Origin of the sequence: Streptomyces solicavernae (assembly GCF_029968095.1) — a bacterium.
GTDB classification, from domain to species: Bacteria; Actinomycetota; Actinomycetes; order Streptomycetales; family Streptomycetaceae; genus Streptomyces; species Streptomyces solicavernae.
In genome coordinates this window covers 80,699-96,646 of the sequence record NZ_JASCIR010000010.1, presented here as the reverse complement: position 1 = coordinate 96,646, position 15,948 = coordinate 80,699, and the positions used below count along the sequence as shown (strand labels likewise).

At 69.8% G+C, this 15,948-nt stretch carries 14 protein-coding genes; 5 read left to right on the top strand and 9 right to left on the bottom strand.

Going from position 1 to position 15,948, the window contains the following annotated elements; all coding sequences use genetic code 11:
• Nucleotides 1-83: 83 nt before the first annotated feature.
• The 3 genes from QIS99_RS14470 to QIS99_RS14460 all read right to left on the bottom strand — a co-directional run bounded on the left by QIS99_RS14470 (nucleotide 84) and on the right by QIS99_RS14460 (nucleotide 2,680).
• Nucleotides 84-1,163 carry an amidohydrolase family protein gene (locus QIS99_RS14470; RefSeq protein ID WP_282513694.1) on the bottom strand — a complete coding sequence of 360 codons (1,080 nt, stop codon included), beginning with the start codon at nucleotides 1,161-1,163 and terminating at the stop codon, nucleotides 84-86.
• 69 nt (nucleotides 1,164-1,232) lie between these two features.
• Nucleotides 1,233-1,589, bottom strand: a complete 357-nt coding sequence (locus QIS99_RS14465; protein ID WP_282513693.1) for a hypothetical protein — start codon at nucleotides 1,587-1,589, stop codon at nucleotides 1,233-1,235.
• A gap of 116 nt (nucleotides 1,590-1,705) precedes the next feature.
• Nucleotides 1,706-2,680: a heme o synthase gene (locus tag QIS99_RS14460; protein ID WP_408909558.1), complete on the bottom strand. Its 975-nt coding sequence runs from the start codon at nucleotides 2,678-2,680 to the stop codon at nucleotides 1,706-1,708.
• Nucleotides 2,681-3,036: 356 nt separating this feature from the next.
• On the opposite strand from QIS99_RS14460, the gene tkt reads away from it, so the two are divergent.
• The 5 genes from tkt to pgl are packed head-to-tail and all read left to right on the top strand — an operon-like array spanning nucleotide 3,037 to nucleotide 9,706.
• Nucleotides 3,037-5,124: a transketolase gene (gene tkt, locus QIS99_RS14455; protein ID WP_282513691.1), complete on the top strand. Its 2,088-nt coding sequence runs from the start codon at nucleotides 3,037-3,039 to the stop codon at nucleotides 5,122-5,124.
• Between the two features lie 52 nt (nucleotides 5,125-5,176).
• On the top strand, nucleotides 5,177-6,295 hold the full coding sequence (tal, locus tag QIS99_RS14450) for a transaldolase (RefSeq protein WP_282513689.1): 1,119 nt from the start codon (nucleotides 5,177-5,179) through the stop codon (nucleotides 6,293-6,295).
• 2 nt (nucleotides 6,296-6,297) lie between these two features.
• Complete coding sequence (gene zwf, locus QIS99_RS14445) at nucleotides 6,298-7,833, top strand: glucose-6-phosphate dehydrogenase (RefSeq protein WP_282513688.1); 1,536 nt, start codon at nucleotides 6,298-6,300, stop codon at nucleotides 7,831-7,833.
• Nucleotides 7,830-8,924: a glucose-6-phosphate dehydrogenase assembly protein OpcA gene (opcA, locus tag QIS99_RS14440; protein ID WP_282513687.1), complete on the top strand. Its 1,095-nt coding sequence runs from the start codon at nucleotides 7,830-7,832 to the stop codon at nucleotides 8,922-8,924. Before zwf ends, opcA begins: the two co-directional genes overlap by 4 nt.
• Nucleotides 8,921-9,706 (top strand): 6-phosphogluconolactonase, encoded by a 786-nt coding sequence (gene pgl, locus QIS99_RS14435; protein ID WP_282513686.1) that lies wholly within the window; start codon nucleotides 8,921-8,923, stop codon nucleotides 9,704-9,706. The genes opcA and pgl overlap by 4 nt, the downstream gene beginning before the upstream one ends.
• A gap of 119 nt (nucleotides 9,707-9,825) precedes the next feature.
• Here the strand turns inward: pgl and pgi are convergent, their stop codons facing one another.
• From pgi to QIS99_RS14405, 6 genes are all read right to left on the bottom strand, one after another.
• Nucleotides 9,826-11,529, bottom strand: coding sequence for a glucose-6-phosphate isomerase (gene pgi, locus QIS99_RS14430; protein WP_282513685.1), 1,704 nt, complete (start codon nucleotides 11,527-11,529; stop codon nucleotides 9,826-9,828).
• A 105-nt stretch (nucleotides 11,530-11,634) separates the two neighbouring features.
• Nucleotides 11,635-12,888, bottom strand: coding sequence for an MFS transporter (locus QIS99_RS14425; protein WP_282513684.1), 1,254 nt, complete (start codon nucleotides 12,886-12,888; stop codon nucleotides 11,635-11,637).
• Nucleotides 12,889-13,031: 143 nt separating this feature from the next.
• Nucleotides 13,032-13,367, bottom strand: coding sequence for an RNA polymerase-binding protein RbpA (locus tag QIS99_RS14420; RefSeq protein ID WP_003957010.1), 336 nt, complete (start codon nucleotides 13,365-13,367; stop codon nucleotides 13,032-13,034).
• 196 nt (nucleotides 13,368-13,563) lie between these two features.
• Nucleotides 13,564-13,794 carry a preprotein translocase subunit SecG gene (gene secG / locus QIS99_RS14415; RefSeq protein WP_282513817.1) on the bottom strand — a complete coding sequence of 77 codons (231 nt, stop codon included), beginning with the start codon at nucleotides 13,792-13,794 and terminating at the stop codon, nucleotides 13,564-13,566.
• Between the two features lie 154 nt (nucleotides 13,795-13,948).
• Nucleotides 13,949-14,725 (bottom strand): triose-phosphate isomerase, encoded by a 777-nt coding sequence (gene tpiA / locus QIS99_RS14410; protein WP_282513682.1) that lies wholly within the window; start codon nucleotides 14,723-14,725, stop codon nucleotides 13,949-13,951.
• A gap of 6 nt (nucleotides 14,726-14,731) precedes the next feature.
• On the bottom strand, nucleotides 14,732-15,943 hold the full coding sequence (locus QIS99_RS14405) for a phosphoglycerate kinase (RefSeq protein ID WP_282513681.1): 1,212 nt from the start codon (nucleotides 15,941-15,943) through the stop codon (nucleotides 14,732-14,734).
• Nucleotides 15,944-15,948: the final 5 nt, after the last annotated feature.

Sequence of the window (15,948 nt, the reverse complement as noted above, 5' to 3'; positions counted from 1 at the left end):
GGAACTGCGCGACCAGCCACGACGGCGCAGCAGCCGAACGACCGCCGCTGCAAGCTTTCGGGAAGGGGCGGGGAGGGGAGAAATCAGCTCAGCCCGTACACCCTGCGCGCGTTCCCCGAGCCAATAAGTCCAGCGACCCGATCCGCATCCCCCCGCGACCACGCCCCCTCCGCCACCCACCCCCCGAGCACCCGCCCCAGCGCCTGCCGGAACAGCTGCGCCCCGACCACATGCAGCTCGGGCAGCCCCTGCGCCCCGCTGGAGAACAGCAGCTTGCCGAACGGGGCGAGTTCGAGCATCTCCGCGAGCAGCGACGCCGCCCGCGCCCCGGTCCGTACGAGCGCGGGCCCGAGATCCGCGTAGACGTGCGGGAACACCCCGGCGAGGTGCGCGGCCTGACGGTGGTACGGGTAGCCGTGGAGCAGCACCAGATCCGTGCCGAGCCCGGCCGTGGCCCGCGCGAACTCCCCCACGTACCGCTGCGGATCGCCCGTGCCCGCGTGCAGTTGGAGCGGAAGCCCGGAGGCGACGGCGATCCAGACGAGGTGCCGGTGCAGTACGGGATGGGTGAGGCGGTCGCCGACGCGGCGCCCGGCGAGCCAGCGGTCGGCGGCGCCGCGGACCTCCCCGGCGTCCGGCGGCTGCGGCGCGAGGGCGAGGCCGTGCGCGCCCCCGACGGAGGCGAAGGCGACGGCGCCCGCGGCGGCTCCGTGGACGGACTCGGCGAGGTTGGCGAGGAAGGTCTCGACGGTGCCGGAGGTGTCGGCGACCTGCTCGGCGAGGAGTTCGAGGCGGACGATCTCGTGCGCCTCGGCGGCGCCCGCGGCGGCCAGTTCGGGCGGACCGGTCAGGTCGCCGGGCAGCCCGGTGTCGACCAGATAGGTGCCGATGCCGGTGGCCCGCAGCAGCCGGCGCCCGGCCTCGATCACGCCGAGCTCGCGGCGCCGGGCCAGATAGCGGGCGGGCGGGCAGTGCGGTTCGAGGCCGAGCAGCGGCGGGCACCAGCGGCGCACCGCGAAGCCGGTCTGGGTGTCGAAGAAGGTGGTGCCGGGGGCGGGCGGACCCTCGCCCCGGCCGAGGTGGGCCTCGAAGGTGCCGAGGCCCAGCTCCGTACGCAGCACCCCGTGGCAGTACTGGTCCACCAGGGGCGGTGTCTCGATCATCCGGGCTCCCGTACGTGGACCGTGGCGCGGACTGCTGTCCGTCTACGGTCCTAACGGGTGAACCCGGTCTCAGGTGTTGCTCGGGCCTCCGAGCTGGATGCCCGCCATGCGCGACCACTCGTACCGGCCGGTCGTGACCTTGGCCGCGAAGTCGCCGTCGAAGTCCTCGTGGACGGTGAGCCCGGACTTCTCCACCGCGGCGCGTGCCACCGCGTCGGTGCGGGCGACGAGGTCGCCCCAGCCGCCGTCCTCACCGACGAGGACGATGCGGGAGCCGCGCTCCCCGATGTACGCGATCTGCGCCTCGGCGCCGCCGTGCGCCCTCGCGAACGCGCCGATCTCCTTGGCGAGCTTCGCCGCCTGCCGCTCCGCGCGCGCGTCCGCGGGCTTCTCTTCGACCGAGCTGTCGACCTTGGTGTCTGCCATACGTTGATGCTACTTACGGGTATTCCGCGGCGGCAATGACCCCGGACACACCGGCGCCGGGCGGCTGACTGCGAGGTGCGAGGTCAGCGGCCCGGCGCACGGGGCTGTCGGGTGGCTCAGCGCAGGAACGGGTCCACCGCGACCGCCACGAACAGCAGCGACACGTAGGTGATGGACCAGTGGAACAGGCGCATCTCCTTGAGCTTCGCGCCCGTCACCCCGGCCTTCGCGCGGGCCTGCAGCGCGTGCGCCTCCCAGAGCCAGAAGCCGCCGGTGGCCAGCGCGACCGCGGTGTAGAACCAGCCGGTGTAGCCGAGCGGCTGGAGCAGCAGCGAGATGCCGACCATGACCCAGCTGTAGAGCACGATCTGCTTGGCGACGACCTTGTTGGAGGCGATCACCGGGAGCATCGGGACCTGGGCACGCGCGTAGTCGTCCTTGACCTTCATGGAGAGCGGCCAGTAGTGCGGCGGCGTCCAGAAGAAGATCACCATGAAGAGGATGACCGCGGCCCAGGACATCGAGTTGGTCACCGAGGACCAGCCGATGAGGACCGGGAGGCAGCCGGCGATGCCGCCCCAGACGATGTTCTGTGCGGTCCTGCGCTTGAGGATCATCGTGTAGACGACGACGTAGAAGAGCAGGGCGCCGAGTGAGAGCGCCGCGGAGAGCCAGTTGACCAGGAGGCCGAACCAGACCGTGGAGATCACGGCGAGCGAGACGCCGAAGACCAGGCCCTCGGTGGGGCTGATCAGCCCGGTGACCAGCGGTCGGCTCCGGGTGCGCTCCATGAGGGCGTCGATGTCCCGGTCGTACCACATGTTGAGGGCGTTGGCGCCGCCCGCGGAGAGGTAGCCGCCGAAGCAGGTCGCGAGGACCAGCCACAGGTTGGGCACGCCCTGCTCGGCGAGGAACATCACCGGGACCGTGGTGATGAGGAGCAGTTCGATGATGCGGGGCTTGGTCAGCGCCACGAACCCCATGACGAGGGGACCGATCGGCCGCCGGCCGGAGTTCGCCCCGAGCTCACCCGCCGCGTCCTCGGCATCGGCGGTGCCGCCGCCTGCTGGACGGGATTCAACGGCCGTCACGCACACCCCTGACAGAGACTCCCAGCAAGCCGACCATGGGTGTCCCTGAACATGAAGACCCGGTAAAGGCTCGCGCGTACCACGCCACTGTAGACGTAGGCCATACCCGGCTCTTCGCGGGGGTGGGTCGAGTTGGGCCGGTTGCCGGGGCGCCCCGTGTGAACGGCTCGGGAGGCGAAGGTGACATACCCCCGGCACTCTGGGACGAGTCGAAAAAATGCACGCTCGCGCGGCGGTAGGCTCGACGCAGACCGGCGCACGATGGCGCCGAGCGTCGACGACGTTCGACGGCGGACGACGACGTTCGACGACGACGTTCGACATGTAGAGCATGTGGAGAGGAGCCCTGACCCAGGGTGAGCACCAAGCCGACCACCACAGACCTCAAGTGGACCGATCTGGACCAGCGGGCCGTTGACACCGCCCGCGTCCTTGCCGCCGACGCCGTTCAGAAGGTAGGGAACGGCCACCCCGGTACGGCCATGAGCCTCGCGCCCGCCGCGTACACCCTTTTCCAGAAGGTGATGCGGCACGACCCGGCGGACGCCGACTGGGTGGGCCGTGACCGGTTCGTCCTCTCCGCGGGCCACTCGTCGCTGACGCTGTACATCCAGCTCTACCTGTCGGGGTACGGCCTGGAGCTCGATGACCTCAAGTCGTTCCGCACCTGGGGCTCGAAGACCCCGGGCCACCCGGAGTACGGCCACACCACCGGCGTCGAGACCACCACGGGCCCGCTCGGCCAGGGCGTCGCGAACGCGGTGGGCATGGCGATGGCCGCCCGCTACGAGCGCGGTCTGTTCGACCCCGAGACGCCGGCGGGCGAGTCCCCGTTCGACCACACGGTCTGGGTCATCGCCGGTGACGGCTGTCTGCAGGAGGGCATCGCCGCCGAGGCGTCCTCGCTCGCGGGCCACCAGAAGCTGGGCAACCTGGTGATGCTGTGGGACGACAACCACATCTCCATCGAGGGCGACACGGAGACCGCCGTCTCCGAGGACACCCTCAAGCGGTACGAGGCCTACGGCTGGCACGTCCAGCGGGTCGAGCAGCTGCCGAGCGGCGACCTGGACCCGAAGGGCCTGTTCGAGGCGCTGCAGGCGGCGAAGGCGGTCACGGACAAGCCGTCGTTCATCGCGGCCCGTTCGATCATCGCCTGGCCGGCGCCGAGCGCGCAGAACACCGAGGCCGCGCACGGCTCCGCGCTCGGTGACGAGGAAGTCGCCGCCACCAAGCGGGTCCTGGGCTTCGACCCGGAGCAGACCTTCGAGGTGTCGGACGACGTCATCGGCCACACCCGCGAGGCACTTGAGCGCGGCACGCAGACCAAGGCCGAGTGGGAGAAGGCCTACCAGGAGTGGCGCACGGCCAACCCGGAGCGCGCCGCCGACTTCGACCGCATCCAGGCGGGCGAGCTGCCGGCCGGCTGGGAGGAGAAGCTCCCCGAGTTCGAGACCGGCAAGGGCGTCGCGACGCGTGCCGCCTCGGGCAAGGTCCTGCAGGCGCTCGGTGCGGTGCTGCCGGAGCTGTGGGGCGGCTCGGCCGACCTCGCGGGCTCCAACAACACCACGATCGACAAGTCGAGTTCGTTCCTGCCGGAGGGCAACCCGCTGCCGGGCGCCGACCCGTACGGCCGGACGATCCACTTCGGCATCCGCGAGCACGCCATGGCCGCCGCCATGAACGGCATCGCGCTGCACGGCCACACGCGGATCTACGGCGGCACCTTCCTGGTGTTCTCCGACTACATGCGCAACGCGGTGCGCCTGTCGGCCCTGATGCACCTGCCGGTGACGTACGTGTGGACGCACGACTCCATCGGCCTCGGTGAGGACGGCCCGACGCACCAGCCGGTCGAGCACCTCGCCTCGCTGCGCGCCATCCCGGGCCTGAACGTCGTCCGTCCCGCGGACGCCAACGAGACCGCGATCGCCTGGCGCGAGATCCTGAAGCGCTACACCAAGGAGTTCGGCAAGGGCACCCCGCACGGCCTCGCCCTCACCCGCCAGGGTGTGCCGACGTACGAGCGCAACGAGGACGCGGCGAAGGGCGGTTACGTCCTGTTCGACGCCGAGGGCGGCGAGCCCGAGGTGGTCCTCATCGGTACGGGCTCCGAGGTGCAGCTGGCCGTCGAGGCGCGCGAGCAGCTCCAGGCCGAGGGCATTCCGGCCCGGGTCGTGTCGATGCCGTGCGTGGAGTGGTTCGAGGAGCAGTCGCAGGACTACCGCGACAGCGTGCTGCCGCCGTCGGTCAAGGCGCGGGTGGCGGTCGAGGCCGGTATCGGTCTGACCTGGCACAAGTACGTCGGCGACGCGGGCCGGATCGTCTCCCTTGAGCACTTCGGCGCCTCGGCGGACGCGAAGGTCCTGTTCAAGGAGTTCGGCTTCACGGGCGACGCGGTGGCCTCGGCGGCGAAGGAATCCCACGCGGCCGCCCAGCGCTGACGCCCGGTACACGACGACTTACCCCTCATCACAAGCAGGAGATGCAATTTCCATGACAGACGCACTCAAGCGCCTCTCCGAAGAAGGCGTCGCGATCTGGCTGGACGACCTGTCGCGCAAGCGGATCACGTCCGGCAACCTCGCCGAGCTGATCGACCAGCAGCACGTCGTGGGCGTCACCACCAACCCGTCGATCTTCCAGAAGGCGATCTCGGGTGGCGACGGTTACGAGCAGCAGCTCGCCGACCTCGCGGCCCGCAAGGTCACCGTCGAGGAAGCCGTCCGCATGATCACGACGGCCGACGTGCGTGACGCGGCCGACATTCTGCGCCCCGTCTTCGACGCCACCGGCGGCAAGGACGGCCGCGTGTCGATCGAGGTCGACCCGCGCCTGGCCCACAACACGGCGGCCACGGTCGCCGAGGCCAAGCAGCTGGCGTGGCTGGTGGACCGCCCGAACACGCTGATCAAGATCCCGGCGACCAAGGCCGGTCTGCCCGCGATCACCGAGGTCATCGGCAAGGGCATCAGCGTCAACGTCACGCTGATCTTCTCCCTTGAGCGGTACCGCGCGGTCATGGACGCCTACCTCGCCGGTCTGGAGAAGGCCAAGGCCGCGGGCCTGGACATCTCGCTGATCCACTCGGTGGCGTCCTTCTTCGTGTCCCGCGTGGACACCGAGATCGACAAGCGCATCGACGCGCTGGGCACCGAGGCCGCCAAGGCCGCGCGCGGCAAGGCCGGCCTCGCCAACGCCCGGCTCGCGTACGAGGCGTACGAGGAAGTCTTCTCGTCCGACCGCTGGGCCGCGCTCGACAAGGCCAACGCCAACAAGCAGCGCCCCCTGTGGGCCTCGACCGGCGTGAAGGACAAGGCGTACAAGGACACCCTGTACGTCGACGACCTGGTCGCGCCGAACACCGTGAACACCATGCCGGAGGCCACCCTGGAGGCCACCGCCGACCACGGCCGGATCACCGGCAACACGGTGGCGGGCACGTACGAGCAGTCCCGCGCCGAGCTCGACGCCGTCGAGAAGCTGGGGATCTCGTACGACGAGGTCGTGCAGCTTCTTGAGGACGAGGGCGTCGACAAGTTCGAGGCGTCCTGGAACGACCTGCTCAAGTCGACCGAGGCGGAGCTGAAGCGCCTCGCCCCTTCGGAAGGCTGATCTTGTCACCCACTGTCGACGGAGCCAACCCGCTCCGTGACGCACAGGACCGACGGCTCCCGCGCATCGCGGGGCCGTCGGGCCTGGTAATTTTCGGCGTCACGGGCGATTTGTCCCGTAAGAAGCTGATGCCTGCCGTCTACGACCTGGCCAACCGGGGGCTGCTGCCGCCGGGCTTCTCGCTGATCGGCTTCGCCCGGCGCGAGTGGCAGGACGAGGACTTCGCGCAGGAGGTGCACGACGCGGTCAAGGAGCACGCCCGGACCCCGTTCCGCGAGGAGGTCTGGCAGCAGCTGAGCCAGGGCATGCGGTTCGTGCAGGGCAACTTCGACGACGACGAGGCGTTCGAGACGCTGAAGTCGACGATGGAGGAGCTCGACAAGGCGCAGGGCACGGGCGGCAACTTCGCCTTCTATCTGTCGGTACCGCCGAAGTTCTTCCCCAATGTCGTCCAGCAGCTGAAGAAGCACGGCCTGGCCGACCAGCGCGGGGACTCCTGGCGGCGCGCGGTCATCGAGAAGCCCTTCGGGCACGACCTGGCCTCCGCCCGGGAGCTGAACGCCATCGTGCACGAGGTGTTCAAGCCCGACCAGGTCTTCCGGATCGACCACTACCTCGGCAAGGAGACCGTCCAGAACATCCTGGCGCTCCGCTTCGCCAACACCCTCTTCGAGCCGATCTGGAACCGGTCGTACGTCGACCATGTGCAGATCACGATGGCCGAGGACATCGGCATCGGCGGCCGCGCCGGGTACTACGACGGCATCGGCGCCGCCCGTGACGTCATCCAGAACCACCTGCTGCAGCTGCTCGCCCTGACCGCGATGGAGGAGCCCGCCTCCTTTGACGCGGACGCGCTCGCCGCCGAGAAGACCAAGGTCCTCGGCGCGGTGAAGCTCCCGAAGGACCTGTCGAAGCACACGGTCCGCGGGCAGTACGCGGCCGGCTGGCAGGGCGGCGAGAAGGTCATCGGCTACCTCCAAGAGGACGGCATCGACCCGCAGTCGAAGACCGACACGTATGCCGCGATGAAGCTGGGCATCGACAACCGCCGCTGGGCGGGCGTCCCGTTCTATCTGCGCACCGGCAAGCGCCTGGGCCGCCGCGTCACCGAGATCGCGGTCGTCTTCCAGCGCGCCCCGCACTCCCCCTTCGACCACACGGCGACCGAGGAGCTGGGGCACAACGCCCTGGTCATCCGGGTGCAGCCGGACGAGGGCGTCACGGTGCGGTTCGGCTCGAAGGTCCCGGGCACGTCGATGGAGGTCCGGGACGTGTCCATGGACTTCGCGTACGGCGAGTCCTTCACCGAGTCCAGCCCGGAAGCGTACGAACGGCTCATCCTGGACGTGCTGTTGGGCGACTCGAACCTCTTCCCGCGCACCGAGGAGGTCGAGCTGTCCTGGAACATCCTCGACCCGATCGAGCAGCACTGGGACAGGAACGGCAAGCCCGCGCAGTACGCGTCGGGCACCTGGGGCCCCGTCGAGGCGGACGAAATGCTCGAACGAGACGGACGGAGCTGGCGTCGGCCATGAAGATCGACCTCACGGACACCACGGCCAGCAAGGTCAACAAGGCCCTCGTGCAGGGCCGCCGCGCCATCGGCTCCCCCGCCGTCGGCATGGTGCTCACGCTGGTCATCGTCACCGACGAGGAGAACGCGTACGACTCCCTGCGGGCGGCCAGCGAGGCCTCGCGCGAGCACCCCTCGCGCACCCTCGTCGTCATCAAGCGGGCCGCGCGCTCCCCGCGTGACCGCACGTCCTCGCGCCTGGACGCGGATGTGCGGGTGGGCGCCGACGCGGGCACGGGCGAGACGATCGTGCTCCGCCTGTACGGCGATGTCCTCAACCACGCCCAGTCGGTGGTCCTGCCGCTGCTCCTTCCGGACGCGCCGGTCGTCGTGTGGTGGCCGGTGAACGCGCCGCTCGACCCGGCGAACGACCCGCTGGGCGCGCTGGCCCAGCGCCGGGTCACGGACACGTACGCGGCGGAGCAGCCCATTCACGAGCTGGCCGCCCGCGCGGAGACGTACACGCCCGGCGACACGGATCTGTCGTGGACCCGGATCACCCCGTGGCGGTCCATGCTGGCCGCCGCCCTCGACCAGGTGAGCTGCAAGGTCACGGCGGCCGAGGTGGAGGGCGAGGAGTTCAACCCGAGCTGTGAGCTGCTGGGCATGTGGCTCGCCGACCGGCTCGCGGTGCCGGTGACGCGCTCGCTGTCCAGCGGTCCGGGGCTCACCTCGGTACGTCTGGAGACCGACTGCGGTCCGATCGTGCTCGACCGGGCCGACGGTTCCCTGGCGACGCTCTCGGTGCAGGGCCAGCCGGACCGTGCGGTGGCGCTCAAGCGGCGCGAGACAGCCGAGCTGATCGCGGAGGAGCTGCGCCGCCTCGACCCGGACGACACCTACGCGTCCGCGTTGAAGTACGGCGTGGACCGGCTCGGGGAGGCGGACTCGGCGAAGACGGTCCCTTCGGTCGCGTCACCGGCGGAGGCTGCGTCTGCGTCTGCGTCTGCGTCTGCGGCAGCCGCGTCCGGCACGAAGAAGGCCGCCAAGTCCCCTGCCAGGAAGGCGAGTTCGGGTCCGGACTCCGGTACGTCGAAGGCGGCGTCGAAGTGAGTACGGCTCCGCAGCTCGTCGTCCACCGCGACAAGGATCTGATGGCCCAGGCCGCGGCGGCCCGCCTGATCACGAAGATCGTGGACGCGCAGGCCGCCCGCGGTTCGGCGTCCGTGGTCCTCACCGGCGGCCGCAACGGCAACGGCCTGCTCGCCGCCCTCGGCACGTCCCCCGCGCGGGACGCCATCGACTGGAGCCGCCTCGACCTGTGGTGGGGCGACGAGCGGTTCCTGCCGGAGGGCGACCCGGACCGCAATGTCACGCAGGCCCGCGAGGTGCTGCTCGACTCGGTGCCGCTCGACCCGGCCCGCGTGCACGCGATGCCCGCGTCGGACGGCCCGTACGGCATCGACGCGGACACCGCGGCCGAGGCGTACGCGACCGAACTGGCCGCGGCCGCAAAGCCGGAGAACCACTCGGAGGCCCCGTCCTTCGACGTGCTGCTCCTCGGCGTCGGCCCCGACACCCATGTGGCGTCGCTCTTCCCCGAGCTGCCCGCGGTGCGGGAGACCGAGCGGATGGTGGTGGGTGTGCACGGCGCGCCCAAGCCGCCGCCCACGCGGGTCTCCCTCACTCTGCCCGCGATCCGCTCCGCCCGTGAGGTGTGGCTGCTCGCGGCGGGCGAGGACAAGGCGCAGGCCGTGGCCATCGCACTGTCCGGCGCGGGCGAGATCCAGGCCCCGGCGGCGGGCGCACGCGGCCGCTTCCGCACGTTGTGGCTCCTGGACTCAGCGGCGGCTTCGCAGCTGCCGCGGGATCTGTATCCGCCGGCGTCGGCGTAGCGCGGTGCTTTTCAGCCCATCCGGCGTTTGAGGACCGGGGTCTGGGGCGGAGCCCCGATTACGGGAAGGGGCGGGACTGGGGAAAGGAAACCCAGCCCCGCCCCTTCCGACGTACAGCCTCAACGCCCCCGCAGCGACCGGTACTTCGCGACAAGGGCCCTGGACGAAGCGTCCAGCCCCTCCACCTCAGCACCTTCCGTCAGCGCCGGCTCCACCCGCTTCGCCAGCACCTTCCCCAACTCGACCCCCCACTGGTCGAACGAGTCGATGTTCCACACCGCCCCCTGTACGAACACCTTGTGCTCGTACAGCGCGATCAACTGGCCAAGGACGAACGGCGTCAGCTCGGCGGCGAGGATCGTGGTCGTCGGGTGGTTGCCGCGGAACGTCTTGTGCGCGACCAGCTCCTCGGGCACACCCTCCGCCCGCACCTCGTCCGGCGTCTTGCCGAACGCCAACGCCTGCGTCTGCGCGAAGAAGTTGGCCATCAGCAGATCGTGCTGCGCGACCAGGCCGGGCAGCAGATCCCCGACCGGCTTGGCGAAGCCGATGAAGTCCGCGGGGATGACCTTCGTGCCCTGGTGGATCAGCTGGTAGTACGCGTGCTGCCCGTTGGTGCCCGGCGTGCCCCACACCACGGGGCCCGTCTGCCACTCCACCGGGTTCCCGTCCCGGTCCACCGACTTGCCGTTGGACTCCATGTCCAGCTGCTGGAGGTACGCCGTGAACTTGGAGAGGTAGTGCGAGTACGGCAGGACCGCGTGCGACTGGGCGCCGGAGAACCCGCCGTACCAGACCCCCAACAGGCCGAGCAGCAGCGGGACGTTGGACTCGGCCGGTGCCGTGCGGAAGTGCTCGTCGACCAGGCGGAAGCCGTCGAGCATCTCCCGGAAGTGCTCCGGACCGACGGCGATCATCAGGGAGAGGCCGATCGCCGAGTCGAAGGAGTAGCGGCCGCCGACCCAGTCCCAGAACTCGAACATGTTGGCCGTGTCGATGCCGAACTCGGCGACGTTCTCGGCGTTCGTGGACAGCGCCACGAAGTGCTTCGCCACGGCGTCCTGCCCGGCCTGCAACCCGGTGAGCAGCCAGTTCCGCGCGGAGGTGGCGTTGGTGATCGTCTCGATCGTGGTGAAGGTCTTGGAAGCGATGACGAACAGCGTCTCGGCCGGGTCCAAGTCCCGTACAGCCTCGTGCAGATCGGCGCCGTCCACGTTGGAGACGAAGCGGAACGTCATGTTGCGGTCGGTGTAGGACCGCAGCACCTCGTACGCCATCGCGGGGCCGAGGTCGGAGCCGCCGATGCCGATGTTCACGACGTTCTTGATGGGCTTGCCGGTGTGGCCGGTCCACTCGCCGGAGCGGACGCGCTCGGCGAAGGCGCTCATCTTGTCGAGGACGGCGTGCACCTTCGGCACGACGTTCTCCCCGTCGACCTCGATCACGGCGTCCCGCGGGGCGCGCAGCGCGGTGTGCAGGACGGCGCGGTCCTCGGTGGCGTTGATCTTCTCGCCGCGGAACATGGCGTCGCGGAGCCCGAACACATCGGTGGCGGCGGCCAGATCGCGCAGCAGGGCCAGCGTCTCGTCCGTGACGAGCTGCTTGGAGTAGTCGATGTGCAGGTCGCCCACCTGTGCCGTGTAGTTCTCGGCACGCTGCGGGTCGGCGGCGAACAGTTCCCGCAGGTGTGCTTCGCCCAGCTGCTCACGGTGCTTGCCGAGCGCCGTCCACTCCGGCAACTGATTGAGCCTGGTGCGTCCCTCCCGTCGCCCGCCACCGCCCTTGTTCGGAGCGCTCCGCGCGCCGTCCTCAATTGCATTCATCTCGGACTTCAGCCTTCTCTCTACCTGAGCCTGCAACTTCCCCGCTGCCCCTCCAACCTAATTGATCAGCGAGCGGTATGAGCTGTCTGTCCCCTGTCGGCCGACTTAAGGAGCGGTGACGGGTGACTTGAGCGCGGGTATCAGCGCGGCGACGGAGAGCACGAACAGTGCGGCGGCAAGCAGCGCCGGGGTGTTGAGGCCCCACGCGGAGGCGGCGACACCGGCGAGTGCCGCGCCCAGCGGGGTGGCGCCGAGCGACAGGGTGCGGAAGGCGGCGCTGATCCGGCCGATCGCGTCGGTGGGGCTGCGCTGCTGCATGAGCGTGATCTGGTTGACGTTCCACACCATGCCCATGAAGCCGAACACCACGAGCCCGAGGAGGACGGCCCAGACGCTGCGTATCGTTCCGATCGCGAGCAGCGGCACGATCTGGACGAGCCCCGCGACGAAGATGCTCCGCAACCGCCCCGCGCGACGCCCGATCCGGTTGGCGCAGAACCCTGCGACGACACTGCCCACGCCGTACGCGGACAGGCACAGGGCGTACACCGTCGCGCCCGCGTCGAGCCAGCCGGTGACATGCAGGACGAGGGTGGCGATGAGACCGCCGACGCCTACGTTGCACAGCGTGGCCGCGAGGCAGAGGCCGCGCAGGATCCGGTCCCGCCACAGGATCCGCACTCCTTCGGCGATGTCGGCTCGCAGGGTGGATCCGCTGAGCGGTGCGGCGCGCTCGCGCGGTGCCGTGCGCAGGGAGGCTATGAGGGCGGCGCCGAGCAGATAGGTGGCGGCGTTCGCGGCGTAGGGCACGGCGATTCCCGCGGCGAGCAGCAGCGGCACCGCGGGCGTGGCCAGGAAGCTGCTGACGAGCATCTGGCCGGTCTGCAGGCGGGCGTTGGCACTGCCGAGGGCCTCGGGGCCGACCACGGCGGGGAGCAGGGCCGTGGCCGCGTTGTCGAAGAGGGTCTGGAGGGTGGTGAGAGTGAAGGCGAGGATCATCAGCAGCGCGATGGTGGCCTGGTCGAAGGCGACGGCCACGGCGAAGCCGCCGATCAGCAGTCCCCGTACGAGATCCACCGCCCACATGGCGCGGCGCTGGTCGACCCGGTCGGCGACGGCGCCGCCGATGAGGCCGAAAAGCATCCACGGCAGATAGCCGCAGGCGGTGACGAGGGCGACGAGCGTCGGTTCGTCGGTGAGGGTCGTGGCGAGCAGCGGCAGGGCGGCGATGCGCAGCGAGTCACCGAAGCGGGAGATGATCGCGGCCGACCAGAGCCGCCCGAATCCCCCGTGCCAGGACGGCGCGCGTTCCGCTGCGGCTACTGCGGTCTGCGCGGCGCCCGTTGCCCCGTCGGCCATGTCAACTCCCCCCTTTGGTCCGGTACTTGCAGACCTTAGAGGAGGCCACTGACAATCGGCCCCGGCACGTGTCTGACCTGGGAGAACAGACCCAGGAAACAGTCCGGCCGGACACCCTCGGGGTGTCCGGCCGCTCTCAATTCCTAGATCTCGCCGCGCAGTTTGGCGAGTGCCTCGGCGAGGATCGCCTCGCCGTCCGCGTCGCTGCGCCGCTCGCGCACGTACGCCAGGTGCGTCTTGTAGGGCTCGGTGCGCGGGGGGTCCGGCGGGTTGTCCCGGTCCTGGCCGGCCGGGAATCCGCAGCGCGGGCAGTCCCAGGTGTCGGGGACCTGCGCGTCGCTGGCGAAGCTCGGCTGCGTCTCGTGCCCGTTGGAGCACCAGAAGGAGATGCGCAGGCGCGGCGCGGACTCGCCCCGCTCGGCCTCGCCCATCGGCCCCGCTCCGACCCGGCTTCCACGGATCGCGTTGCCACTTGCCACGGTCGTAACTCCCTGCGTAACAGTGCTGCACAGCGTTGCTCACCGGCGGCCGTGCCGCGGGTGCCCCAGTCTACGTAAGGCCCAACGCGCGTCCAGTGTTCGGAGTTACACCCCCACCCCGGAGACGCACGGCCATAATAAGCCGCCTATAAAAGGCGTACGGCAATACTGCGTCAACCGGCAGGGCGATAAAGCGTCAGCTGTCGAGCTTCATCAGCAGGCCGAGCACGACAATGCACGCGAACCACAGCAGACCGACCACGACGGTGATGCGGTCGAGGTTGCGCTCGGCGACCGAGGAGCCGCCGACGGAGGACTGCATACCGCCACCGAACATGTCGGAGAGGCCACCGCCCTTGCCCTTGTGCATGAGCACCAAAAGCATCATGAGTCCGCTGAAGACGAGCAGGGCGATCGAGAACCCCATAACCACGGCTGGACCAACTTCCTCGGTATCTGTACGACGACGGGGCCCGAGTCTCGCGTGAATGAGCGGAAAGCTCAGAAAAGCAAGGCTCGGACCCCGCAAGGGTACGACGTTACGTCGCTACCGCATACTCAGTCCCGGTCGGTTCCCGGACTCACTGGTCGCGGAATCGGACGATCTTGACGAACTCGTCTGCGTCGAGCGCGGCACCGCCGATGAGGGCGCCGTCGACGTCCGGCTGGGCCATGATCGCGGCCACGTTCCCGGCCTTGACCGAACCGCCGTACTGGATGCGCACCTTGTCGGCGAGCTCCTGGTCGTACAGCTCGGCGAGCTTGCCGCGGATCGCGCCGCAGACCTCCTGCGCGTCCTCGGGGGTGGCGACCTCGCCGGTGCCGATGGCCCACACCGGCTCGTACGCGATCACGATGGACTCGGCCTGCTCGGCGGAGACGTCCTTGAGGGCGCCGTCGACCTGGTTCAGCGTGTACTGGACCTGCTGGCCGGCCTTGCGGATGTCCAGGCCCTCGCCGACGCAGAGGATCGGAGTCAGGCCGTGCTTGTAGGCGGCCTTCACCTTGGCGTTGCAGATCTCGTCGTTCTCGTGGTGGTACTGGCGGCGCTCGCTGTGGCCGATGGCTACATAGGTGCACTTGAGCTTCGACAGCATCGGGCCCGAGATCTCACCGGTGTACGCACCGGAGTCCTGGGACGAGATGTCCTGGGCGCCGTACTTGATCTTGAGCTTGTCGCCGTCCACCAGGGTCTGCACGGAGCGCAGGTCGGTGAAGGGCGGAAGGACGGCGACCTCGACGGCCTCGTAGTCCTTGTCGGCGAGCGCGAAGGCGAGCTTCTGGACGTGGGCGATGGCCTCAAGGTGATTGAGGTTCATCTTCCAGTTGCCCGCCATCAGGGGCGTACGCGTGCTCATACGGGGTCAGTCCTCCAGTGCGGCGAGGCCGGGCAGGGTCTTGCCCTCAAGGTATTCGAGGGAGGCACCGCCACCGGTCGAGATGTGGCCGAACTTCGACTCGTCGAAGCCCAGGTTGCGGACGGCGGCGGCGGAGTCGCCACCGCCGACCACCGTGAAGCCCTTGCTGTCGAGCAGGGCCTGCGCGATGGCCGTCGTGCCGCCAGCGTAGTCGGGGTGCTCGGCGACTCCGACGGGGCCGTTCCAGAACACCGTCTCGGCGTCGGTGATCTTCGAGGCGAACAGCTCGCGGGACTTGGGGCCGATGTCCAGGCCCTCCTGGTCCGCCGGGATCCGGTCCGCGTCGACGGTGTCGAAGTCGGCCGGGGCCTTGGTCTTCAGGTCCGGGAACTCGGTGGAGATCAGGACGTCGACCGGAAGGACCAGCTCGACGCCGTTCCGCTCGGCGCGCTCCATGTACTCCTTGACCGTCGGAATCTGGTCCTCCTGAAGGAGGGAGATGCCGACCTCGTACCCCTTGGCCTTGAGGAAGGTGTAGGCCATGCCGCCGCCGATGAGGAGACGGTCGGCCTTGCCGAGGAGTTCGTCGATGACGGCGAGCTTGTCGGAGACCTTGGCGCCGCCGAGGACCACGGTGTACGGGCGCTGCACGTCCTCGGTGAGCTTCTTGAGGACGCTGACCTCCTTGGCGATGAGGTAGCCCGCGGCGTGCGGGAGCCGGGCCGGCAGGTCGTACACCGAGGCGTGCTTGCGGTGCACGGCCCCGAAGCCGTCGCTCACGTAGAGGTCGGCGAGGGCCGCCAGCCGGTCGGCGAAGGCGGCGCGCTCGGCGTCGTCCTTGGCGGTCTCGCCGGCGTTGAAGCGGAGGTTCTCGATGACGGCGACCTGGCCGTCGGCGAGGCCCGCGACGACGGACTTGGCGGAGTCGCCGACCGTGTCGGTGGCGAACTGCACGTCGGCGCCGAGGAGTTCACCGAGCCGGGCGGCGGCGGGGGCGAGCGAGAAGGCCGGGTCCGGGGCGCCCTTGGGGCGGCCCAGGTGGGAGGCCACGACGACCCGTGCGCCCGCGTCGGCGAGGGCCTTCACGGTCGGGACCACGGCGCGGATGCGGCCGTCGTCGGTGATGGCGGTGCCGTCCAGCGGCACGTTGAGGTCGGCGCGGACGAATACCCGCTTGCCGGCGACGCCTTCGGCGAGAAGTTCGTCGATCGTCTTCATTTCTC